Consider the following 8,499-nt stretch of genomic DNA (forward strand, 5'->3'; position numbering starts at 1 on the left):
CACCATAACCGCCCGGAAGGCCGGCAAACCCGCCTCCGACCAGGGTAAAGAAAAACGCCAGCGCCCCACCGACCAAGGCAATGGCCAGGGCGCCGGACAAGAGCCAGGCGACGAGACCGACGATGCCGCCGGTGGCCGTTGCACCCGGCAGGCGGCCGAGCAAGCGCCGCAACAACCCGCCTGCCCCCAGGGCAATGATCAGCAGGACCGGAGCAATGCCTTCCGCATCGTTGCCCTCTGTGCCCCGCTGCGGCGGCGGCAGCGGTTCACCGTCGATTAGCCGCATGATGCGATCGGCGCCCTGCTCGATGCCGCCATAGAAATCGCCCGCCTGGAACCGGGGGGCGACGATCTCGTCGAGGATGCGGTTGGCCGTGGCATCGGTCAGCACGCCCTCGAGCCCGTACCCCACCTCGATGCGCATGCGCCTATCGTTCTTCGCGACGAGGAACAGCACCCCGTCATCCACGTTCTTGCGCCCGGGCTTCCATGCCTCGGCCACGCGCATCGAATATTGCTCGATGCTCTCGGGCTGGGTGGTGGGGACCAGCAGGATTGCGACCTGGCTGCCTTTCCGGTCCTGGAAGTCACGCAGGCGCCTCTCCAGCCCGGCTTTCTGCTCCGGGCTCAAGGTCGCGGTCAAATCGGTGACTAGCGCCTCGAAGGGCGGTATGGGCGCCAGGTCGTCGGCGGCCCAGGCCGAAGCCGCCGCCAGCCACACCCATATCGCGCCGGCAGCGAGCAGCCGGCCCGCCCGGCGCAGGTGGTGTCGCCAATCCTTCATTTTTCTCCGGAGGGTCGTCCGCTGCCGAAGTCGACCACCGGCGGCGCAGAAATGGCGCTTTCATTGGCCACCGAAAAATTCGCCTTGACCGGGTAGCCGAACATCTTGGCCGTGAGGTTGCTCGGGAAAGACCGGACAATGACGTTGTAGTCCTGGACCGCCTTGATGTAGCGATTGCGCGCTACCGCAATCCGGTTCTCAGTGCCCTCCAATTGCGCCTGCAGGTCCCGGAAATTCTGGTTGGCCTTGAGGTCCGGATACCGCTCGACGACCACCATAAGCCGGGACAGCGCGCTCGTGAGCTGTTGCTGCGCGGCGTCGAACTTGGCAAAGGCCTCGGGATCATTGACCAACTCCGGGGTGGCGTTGATGCCAGTTGCCTGGGCGCGCGCATTGACGACCGCCGTCAGCGTCTCCTGCTCGTGGGCGGCATATCCCTTGACCGTGTTGACCAGGTTCGGGATCAGGTCTGCGCGCCGCTGGTACTGGTTCAACACTTCGGACCAGCTCGCCTTGACCTGCTCATCGGCTCTTTGCAGGTCGTTGTAGCCGCAGCCGGACAGTCCCAGCAGCACTACCGCAAAAAAAGCTGTCAGCAGGTTTCTCACCGTCGATTCTCCTCAGGCTGCATCGCAAACGGCCCAAGCATAGCGCATGTGGCCACAGATCGAATCGTGCGTAGCATTCCGACACCATGCCCCGTCTCCCGGCAACCACCGAACCCGGCCTTGCGGCGTGCCGGCGCACCGTCCACCCATGCACGTGCGGTGCACCGGCCCTGGGATTTTTTCCTCTTCCCGGCAGCCTGTAATATCGGGGGATCCGAATTCGCGCCTCGCCGCAGCGAGGCCTCGACATGTCGCTCAAAGACCAGCTTTTCATTTACAGCCAGTACCTCACGCCCCAGGCCCTGCTTTCGAGCCTGTTCGGACGCCTGGCCCAGTGCCGCACGGCGCCGCTGAAGAACCGCGCCATCGCCCGCTTCATCCGCCAATACGGCGTCGACATGAGCGAGGCGCTCGAACCGGACCCAACCGCCTACGAGCATTTCAACGCATTCTTCACGCGTGCGCTCAAGCCGGGTGCCCGACCCCTCGATGCCTCGCCCGGGGCCGTACTGTCCCCCGCGGACGGCGCGATCAGCCAGCTGGGGGCCATTCGCGACGGCCGGATCTTCCAGGCCAAGGGCCACCATTTCACTGCCGACGAACTATTGGGCGGCGACGCCGAACGGGCCGAACCCTTCCGGAACGGAAACTTCGCCACCATTTACCTGTCCCCGCGCGATTACCATCGCGTGCACATGCCCACGGCGGGCACGCTGCGCGAAACGGTGTACGTGCCGGGCCGCCTGTTTTCAGTCAATCCGCTCACTGCCCGCTCGGTGCCACGGCTGTTCGCCCGCAATGAACGCCTTGCCTGCCTGTTCGATACTGAATTCGGCCCCATGGCCGTCGTCCTGGTGGGCGCCATGATCGTGGGCGCCATGGAAACGGTGTGGGCCGGACAGGTCAAGCCTCACGGCTCGCGCATCGTTACGACCCGTTACGAAACAGGCGCCGTGCGCTTGGAGAAGGGCGCCGAGATGGGGCGATTCAAGCTGGGCTCGACCGTGGTCCTGCTGTTCCCGCCGGGCCGGGTGAACTGGTCAGAATCGCTCGGTCCGCTCAGCGGCGTGCGCATGGGCCAGGCCCTGGGCCGCGCAGTTCTATAATTTCGTTATCGTCGAACGTCTCGACAACCGCGGCGCACGCTAGGCCGCCGCGGAACTTGCGCCGCCGCTTCACCGCATGCCACCCGGGCCATGCGACGTCCCGGCCGAGCCACCTTACTTGCCGTCAACCAACATGCCGACCCGTCCGCTTCGCGCCGCCGAAGAAACCGCTGACACCGCTTCCTCGACCGACCACTCCCAGCTCTCTTTCCTGCAACCGCCACAGGTCCGCCTGCTGAGCGAAATCCTGCCCGACGACCCGCTGCTCATGATGGGCGCCGGCCCGGTTCCCATTCCGGACGCGGTCGCGCACGCCAACTCGGTGGTCATCAACCACTTGGGCTCGACAATGTCCACCATCATTTCCCAGGTCAAGCAGATGGCGGGCTATGTGTTCCAGACGCGGTCACAGTGGGTGCTGGGCGTGGCGGGCCCCGGCTCGGCTGCGATGGAAATGGCCATCTGCAACCTGGTCACCCCGTCGAGCAAGGTGCTGTGCGTGGTCAACGGTTTTTTCAGCGCGCGCATGGCCGAGATGAGCCGCCGGCTCGGCGCAGACGTCGTGTGCGTGGAAGTGGAAGGCCACCAGGCGGCCTCCGCCGAGGTTGTCGAACGCGAGATCGCGCGCCACAGCCCCGATGTGCTGACCATCGTCCAGGGCGAGACTTCCAATACCATCTTCAACCGCGAGCTGCCCGCGATCGCCAAGGCCGCGAAAAAATACGGCTGCCTGGTCATCGTCGATGCCGTGTGCACGCTGAGCACCATGCCGCTGCAAATGGACGACTGGCAGATCGACGCCGTCATCACGGGTGGCCAGAAAGGCCTCTCGTCCATTCCCGGCGTCTCGCTCATCGCCTTTTCCGACGCCGCCTGGGAGCGCATCAGCCGGCGCACGATGCCCAACACGCATTGGGTGCTCGACGCCAAGCTGGCCGAGAATTTCTGGCACAAGGGCTCGTACCACTACACCGCGCCGGTATCTGGCGTACTCGCGCTGCATGAAGCGCTACGCCTGGTCTGCGCCGAAACCTTGCCTGTACGTTTCGCGCGCCATTCCCGGTCGTCCTTCGCCCTGCAGAACGGCATCGAGGCCATGGGCCTGCGCCTGTTCGCGCCGCAGTCGTCCCGGCTGAACTCGGTGGTTGGCATCACAGTGCCGGACGGATTGACCAATACCCAGATCTGCGACCACATCTCGCGCCGCTACCGGGTGGAAATCTCGGGTTCCTTCGGCCTGCCCATCGTGCGCATCGGACAAATGGGCGAACAATGCCGCACCCACAACCTGTTCCGCACGCTGCACGCGCTGGGCTCCACCATGCGTGACCTAGGCGCCAAGGTCGACATGCCTGCCAGCATGGCCACGCTGGAGTACAGCCTGCAGACCATGGCGCCCCCGGCCTGCTGAGCGCCGCGCCGGCCTTCGGGCCGGCGCGCCTCAGCCCGACAGGCAGGACTTCATGAAGGCCTTGCGGTCGTCGCCCTTCAGCGCACCGGCCTCCTTGTTGCACACGCTCATTCTCTCCTGCGGCGTCATTTTCTTGGCCGACAGGCAGGAGCTCATGAACGCCTTGCGCTCTTCGCCCTTCTTGTCCCCTGCCGCCTTGTTGCAGACAGCCATCCTGTTCTGCTGGGCGTTTTCCGCTGCCGCGGCAGGACCGGAACACGCCACGAATAGAGCGGCCAACGACCATGCAAGCGTCTTATTCATATGAACTCCGAAACGTGACCCACGCCGCGGCGGAGCCGGGATGCGGGGGAGATGTCGATGCCCAGAAAAGTGCCGGCCTCGTCCGGCGGCCACATTATCTGCCTCAATCCAAAAAATGCCTAGCGCCGCGCGGCGCCTGCCAAGCAACGCCCGCGGCTTCGCGCTACATTTCGATTTCGACGGCGCTGCGCGCCTTTCCAACCGTGGACCGATTGCAATGACGACAGCTTCCTTCACTCCCCTCGGCACCCCCCTCTCTCCCGCCGCCGTACGCGTCATGCTGCTGGGAGCCGGCGAACTCGGCAAGGAGGTCATCATGGCGCTGCAGCGGCTGGGCGTCGAAGTGGTGGCCGTGGACCGCTACGCCAACGCGCCGGGCCACCAGGTGGCCCACCGCGCGCACACGGTTTCCATGACCGACCGCGAAGCGCTGCGAACGGTGATCGAAGCGGAAAAGCCCCACATCATCGTGCCGGAGATCGAGGCCATCGCCACCGACCTGCTCGTGGAACTGGAAGCCGCTGGCGTGGCGCGCGTCACGCCCACGGCGCGCGCCGCGCAGCTGACCATGAACCGCGAAGGCATACGGCGGCTAGCGGCGGAAACACTCGGCCTGCCGACCTCTCCCTATCGCTTTGCCTCGAGCCTGGACGAGATGCGGGAGGCCATCGACCGACACATCGGGTATCCGTGCATCGTCAAGCCAATCATGTCGTCGTCCGGCAAAGGCCAATCCAAGGTGGACGGCCCCCAGGACGTCGAGCGCGCCTGGCGCTACGCACAGGAAGGGGGACGGGTGGGAGCCGGCCGCGTCATCGTGGAAGGCTTTGTGCGATTCGATTATGAAATCACCTTGCTGACCGTTCGTTCGCGTGGCGCCGACGGCCAGGACCGCACCGACTTTTGCGAACCGATCGGCCACGTGCAGGTGGACGGTGACTACGTCGAGAGCTGGCAGCCCCACCCCATGGCTCCCCAAGCGCTGGAAAAGGCCCGCGACATCGCGCGCAAGATCACCGGCGAGCTGGGCGGCTACGGCATCTTCGGCGTCGAGATGTTCGTCGCGGGCGATCAGGTCTGGTTCTCGGAAGTCAGCCCACGGCCGCATGACACGGGCATGGTGACCATGATTACGCAGGCCCAGAATGAATTCGAGCTACATGCGCGCGCATTCCTCGGCCTGCCAGTCGACACCGCGCTGCGCCAGCCCGGCGCCAGCAGCGTAATCTACGGCGGCATAGAGGCCGGCGCGGTCGTGTTCGAGGGCGTTGCCGAAGCCCTGGCCGAAGCGGGCACCGACCTGCGCCTGTTCGGCAAGCCGCAATCCTACGTGAAGCGCCGCATGGGCGTGGCGCTGGCTACCGCGGCCACGGTCGAGGAAGCCCGCGCCAAGGCCAAGCGCGCCTCATCCCGGGTCCGCGCGCGGCCAGCCTGAAGCCTCCGCCCGGTCGTCAAAGACGACTCAACAGGCCGCTCAGCTCGAACTCGCGCCCCACATACTCGGCACTGGGCGTCACCTCGCCGCGCACCATGGCCTGGCTCCATTCGTCGAGTGCCAGCTTCGTGGCCTGCCCCACCGTCGGGCTCACCGCCACCCGCACGTAATCCGGGCTTTCCACGCCGAACGAGGTGCTCGCGCCGAAACGGACATTCCCTTTCGCGTAGTCTTTGATGGCGGTGGCGATGCAACGGCCGCTGTCGGCGATGGCCGAGCCCAGGTAAAGATGGGGTTCGGCTTCGGTCCAGTCAATATGGGTGCCGATCTGTCGCAGCCGGAATTTCTGGCACGCGCGTTCGATGCCGGGACGACCACCGTCGATCGCGCCAAACACCACGTCCACCCCGCGCCTGGCCATGGCCTCGCAGGTATCGAACGCAAGCTCCGCGTCGTCGATGCTGCCGCAGAAGGAAGTCATCATCCCCATGCCCGGAGACTGGCGGTGCGCCCCGTCCACGTACGCGGCGCGCACGCGCAGTGCGGCGTCGGTCTTCACGCCCCCCAGGTGTCCCAACCCGCCGGTGCGCGTCTCGGCCGCCGCCAACACACCGGCCAGGAACGCGGCCTGGTCTTCACGCACGCTGTAGACGGCCGCGTTCTCGCCGACGTAAGAACCTTGCACGACGATGAAATGAATGTGAGGAAACCGCATGGCCGCCATCGCGACCGGGTAGTCCCCGGGACTGCCGTAAGCAATGATGAGATCGGCGCCGCGATGGCAGATGTCGATCAGGCGCGCCGCGCGAATCGCCGGCCCGGCTGACTCGATCCAAATCAAATCGACCTGCTGGCCGGCCTGGCGGGCCGCCTCCACGCCTGCGAGGCCACATGAATTGAAGCTGCCATGCCCGGGGGAGCCGAACAGCAGAACCTTGATCCGCATGGGTCAGGCCACACCCGCACAGGCAACGAGGCTTGCCCCCAACTTGGGCATGCCTCCACGGATCGCACCGCATTGCGGCATGTCAAGCGGCCTGACATACAGGCCGTCGACCAAGGCAGGCAGGGGGGACAAGGCGATAGGCAAAGATACTGGCATCGTCTTTCTTCCTTGCAACGGGGAAGTCCCGCTGATTCCGAAGGAGACAAAGCAATCTTCGTGCCGCCGCGCGTATCAGCCCTCGATGCCCCGCGAGGCCAAGTACTCGTCGTACGTGCCCTTGTAGTCGATCAACTGGCCGTCGGGAAGAATCTCGATGATGCGGCTGGCCAGCCCGGACACGAATTCGCGGTCGTGCGAAACGAAGAACAGCGTCCCCTGGTACTTTTCCAGCGCCAGCTGCAGTGACTCGATCGACTCCATGTCCAGGTGGTTGGTCGGCTCGTCCAGCAGCAGCACATTGTGCTTACTCAGCATCAGCTTGCCGAACATCATGCGGTTTTTCTCGCCGCCGGACAAGACGCGCACGCATTTGCCGATGTCGTCGCTGGAGAAAAGCAGGCGCCCCAGCACCGAACGGATCGCCTGGTCGTCGTCTCCCGGCTGGCGCCACATGCTCATCCATTCGAACACTGTTTCATCACGGTCGAAGTGGTCGGAGACGTCCTGGGCCATGTAGCCGAGGTTGGCATTGTCGGACCACTTGATGGTGCCGCGATCGGGCTCGAGGTCGCCCGCCAGCATGCGCAACAACGTGGACTTGCCCACGCCGTTGGCGCCGATGATGGCGATTTTCTCGCCCGCTTCGACCATGGCGGAATAATGCGGGATGACAGGCTTGTCGTACGCCTTGGAAATGCCGTCGATCTCCACTGCCTGCCTGTGCATGACCTTGGCCTGCTCGAACCGGATGTAGGGGTTTTGCCGCGAAGAGGGCTTGACCTCGACAGTCTCGGCCTTGAGCTTGTCGATCTGCTTGAGCCGGGACGTGGCTTGCCGTGCCTTGGACTTATTGGCGGAAAACCGGCGAACGAAGTCCTGCAGTTCCGCGATGCGTTCCTTGGCCTTGGCGTTGGAGCTGAGCAGGCGTTCGCGCGCCTGCGCGGACGCGAGCATGTAATCGTCGTAGTTTCCGGGATAGATCCGCACCTCGCCGTAGTCCAGGTCGGCCATGTGGGTGCAGACCTGGTTCAGGAAATGGCGATCGTGGCTGATGATGATCATCGTGGACTGGTACTGGTTGAGCACCGTCTCGAGCCAGCGGATCGTGTTGATGTCGAGGTTGTTGGTCGGCTCGTCCAGCAACAGCACGTCAGGATTCGAGAACAGCGCCTGGGCCAGCAATACGCGCAATTTCCACCCGGGCGCGATCTCGCGCATCGGCAGCTGGTGCTGCTCGACGGGGATCTCCAGCCCGAGGAGCAGTTCCCCGGCACGCGCCTCGGCCGTATAGCCGTCGTACTCGGCAAACTTCGCTTCCAGGTCCGCGGCACGCATGTAGTCTTCGTCCGTGGCATCCGGGTTCGCGTAAATGGCGTCCCGCTCGGTCATGGCCTGCCACATTTCCGTGTGGCCCATCAACACCACGTCCAGCACCCGCATGTCTTCATAGGCGAACTGGTCCTGGCGCAGCTTGCCCAAGCGGATGTTCGGCTCGATGGAAACGTTCCCCGCGGTGGGTTCGAGGTCGCCGCCGATGATCTTCATCAGCGTGGACTTCCCGCTGCCGTTCGCACCGATCAGGCCATAGCGATTGCCCTCACCGAACTTGACCGAGACATTTTCGAAGAGAGGTTTGGAACCGAACTGGATGGTGAGGTTGGCGGTGGAGATCACGACGGAAAAAGACTCGCAAGAAACGGAGGATGGCGCAGGCGCCTTGCGCGCAGCGCAAAGATCAACCTAATAG

Annotated in this window: 8 protein-coding genes; 3 read left to right on the plus strand and 5 right to left on the minus strand. The window is 64.6% G+C overall.

Features of this window, described 5'->3' with window-relative positions:
- The coding region (locus IRZ12_RS13050) for a YgcG family protein (RefSeq protein WP_296469116.1) at positions 1-784 on the minus strand (784 nt) is incomplete at its 3' end.
- A complete protein-coding gene (locus IRZ12_RS13055) occupies positions 781-1,392 on the minus strand; it encodes a LemA family protein (RefSeq protein WP_296469118.1) in 612 nt (203 codons plus the stop codon). The genes IRZ12_RS13050 and IRZ12_RS13055, both read right to left, overlap by 4 nt.
- A 248-nt stretch (positions 1,393-1,640) precedes the next feature.
- On the opposite strand from IRZ12_RS13055, the gene asd reads away from it, so the two are divergent.
- Together asd and IRZ12_RS13065 are read left to right on the plus strand one after the other, a co-directional pair.
- Positions 1,641-2,498, plus strand: a complete 858-nt coding sequence (gene asd / locus IRZ12_RS13060; protein ID WP_296469120.1) for an archaetidylserine decarboxylase — start codon at positions 1,641-1,643, stop codon at positions 2,496-2,498.
- A 268-nt stretch (positions 2,499-2,766) separates the two neighbouring features.
- Entirely contained in the window at positions 2,767-3,909 is a 1,143-nt protein-coding gene (locus IRZ12_RS13065; RefSeq protein WP_296469132.1) for an alanine--glyoxylate aminotransferase family protein, read from the plus strand.
- Between the two features lie 30 nt (positions 3,910-3,939).
- Here IRZ12_RS13065 and IRZ12_RS13070 read toward each other — a convergent pair whose 3' ends face one another.
- The gene (locus IRZ12_RS13070; RefSeq protein WP_296469123.1) at positions 3,940-4,212 is read right to left on the minus strand and encodes a PsiF family protein; all 273 of its coding nucleotides are present in this window, start codon (positions 4,210-4,212) and stop codon (positions 3,940-3,942) included.
- A 217-nt stretch (positions 4,213-4,429) separates the two neighbouring features.
- Here IRZ12_RS13070 and purT point away from each other — a divergent pair, with 217 nt between their 5' ends.
- Positions 4,430-5,647: a formate-dependent phosphoribosylglycinamide formyltransferase gene (purT, locus tag IRZ12_RS13075; protein WP_296469125.1), complete on the plus strand. Its 1,218-nt coding sequence runs from the start codon at positions 4,430-4,432 to the stop codon at positions 5,645-5,647.
- A gap of 16 nt (positions 5,648-5,663) precedes the next feature.
- Here purT and IRZ12_RS13080 read toward each other — a convergent pair whose 3' ends face one another.
- Together IRZ12_RS13080 and IRZ12_RS13085 are read right to left on the minus strand one after the other, a co-directional pair.
- Complete coding sequence (locus tag IRZ12_RS13080) at positions 5,664-6,593, minus strand: BMP family protein (RefSeq protein ID WP_296469128.1); 930 nt, start codon at positions 6,591-6,593, stop codon at positions 5,664-5,666.
- Positions 6,594-6,824: 231 nt separating this feature from the next.
- Positions 6,825-8,426, minus strand: coding sequence for an ABC-F family ATPase (locus IRZ12_RS13085; RefSeq protein ID WP_296469130.1), 1,602 nt, complete (start codon positions 8,424-8,426; stop codon positions 6,825-6,827).
- Positions 8,427-8,499: the final 73 nt, after the last annotated feature.

The sequence above is a fragment of the Pigmentiphaga sp. genome (assembly GCF_019689535.1).
Lineage (GTDB): Bacteria > Pseudomonadota > Gammaproteobacteria > Burkholderiales > Burkholderiaceae_B > Pigmentiphaga.

Coding starts and splice junctions, on each gene's coding strand:
- IRZ12_RS13070 (WP_296469123.1), bottom strand. CDS start 4,212: ATGAATAAGACGCTTGCATGGTCGTTGGCCGCTCTATTCGTGGCGTGT.
- asd (WP_296469120.1), top strand. CDS start 1,641: ATGTCGCTCAAAGACCAGCTTTTCATTTACAGCCAGTACCTCACGCCC.
- IRZ12_RS13080 (WP_296469128.1), bottom strand. CDS start 6,593: ATGCGGATCAAGGTTCTGCTGTTCGGCTCCCCCGGGCATGGCAGCTTC.
- purT (WP_296469125.1), top strand. CDS start 4,430: ATGACGACAGCTTCCTTCACTCCCCTCGGCACCCCCCTCTCTCCCGCC.
- IRZ12_RS13065 (WP_296469132.1), top strand. CDS start 2,767: ATGATGGGCGCCGGCCCGGTTCCCATTCCGGACGCGGTCGCGCACGCC.